This window comes from Ruegeria sp. AP12 (assembly GCF_056540025.1).
The window spans coordinates 1-893 of sequence record NZ_JBQFVZ010000144.1; the positions used below are offsets into that span (position 1 = coordinate 1).

At 62.5% G+C, this 893-nt stretch carries 2 protein-coding genes and 1 pseudogene; all 3 read right to left on the reverse strand.

Annotated elements, in window-relative coordinates; genetic code table 11:
- Window positions 1-315, reverse strand: a pseudogene (locus ACR0E6_RS21855) (quinone-dependent dihydroorotate dehydrogenase); the annotation flags it as partial.
- The gene (locus tag ACR0E6_RS21860; protein ID WP_480563807.1) at window positions 312-743 is read right to left on the reverse strand and encodes a DUF1330 domain-containing protein; all 432 of its coding nucleotides are present in this window, start codon (window positions 741-743) and stop codon (window positions 312-314) included. The gene ACR0E6_RS21860 and the pseudogene ACR0E6_RS21855, both read right to left, overlap by 4 nt.
- Window positions 740-893 (reverse strand): DUF952 domain-containing protein (locus ACR0E6_RS21865; RefSeq protein WP_480587271.1); only part of this gene is annotated, 154 nt, incomplete at its 5' end. The genes ACR0E6_RS21865 and ACR0E6_RS21860, both read right to left, overlap by 4 nt.

Here is an 893-nt window from a genome sequence, read left to right on the forward strand (position 1 = left end):
GTCCTCGGTCAGGCGGAACAGGCGGGGTTTCGGGTTGCCGGGTTGCGGGCGCGGGGTCACCGCTCCGACCACGATGAAACCGAAACCGGCACGGGAGAGAGGGGCCAGAACCTCTCCGTTCTTGTCGAACCCGGCGGCGAGGCCTACGGGGTTGGGCAGGCGCAGCCCTGCGAGCTCGGTCCTTAAACGCGATGACGTCACCGGTCCGGGCGTCGGGGCCAGACCGGCCTGCAGGGCCTTGATCGACAGACCATGGGCCGCTTCAGGGTCCATACGGTGCAGGGCGGCGAGGCCCAGTTTTTCGGTTAGTTTCATCCGAAGGACGCGCCTCCTTGCGCGGTGCCACAGCGGATCAGGCGGGAGGTTGCGACGGCGGCCTGACGGTGGACCACCGCAGACCGGTAGGTTGGATCTGTTACCATCTCAAGAAACGCGTGAGCGGTAGGATAGCGGGCAATGAACACTTCGTCCCAAGCCTCGTGTTGCGGTCCGATCAATGTGGTCTGAAACGCCCCACGCCACAGGATCGACGCACCGATTCTGGCGATGATCGGGGCGGTCTCAGCCCCGTAGTGGCGATAGGCTTCTGCTCCCGTCAAATTTTTATCCGCCAAGGCGTGGCCCACCGGATAGTCGGCCTTGGCACGAAACCTGACAAGGTTCAGCATCTCGATGGGTTGATCCCGATCCAATGCCTTGAAGGCTTCGAACTGTTCACGATCGGGATCAATATAGGCGGTCATACCATCTCGCTCGGGAATTGGTGGGTTTGGCCATCGAAGGGCAGGGGGCGGGACCAAACCACATCGCTGAGCCGGATTTGGCGGTAGAGATGCGGAAACAAGGCCCCACCGCGCGACACTTCCCATTTCAAGTCGTCGCCCATGGCGTCA

Excerpts from the sequence above, each read along its gene's own strand:
- ACR0E6_RS21860 (WP_480563807.1), bottom strand. The coding sequence starts at position 743 with ATGACCGCCTATATTGATCCCGATCGTGAACAGTTCGAAGCCTTCAAG.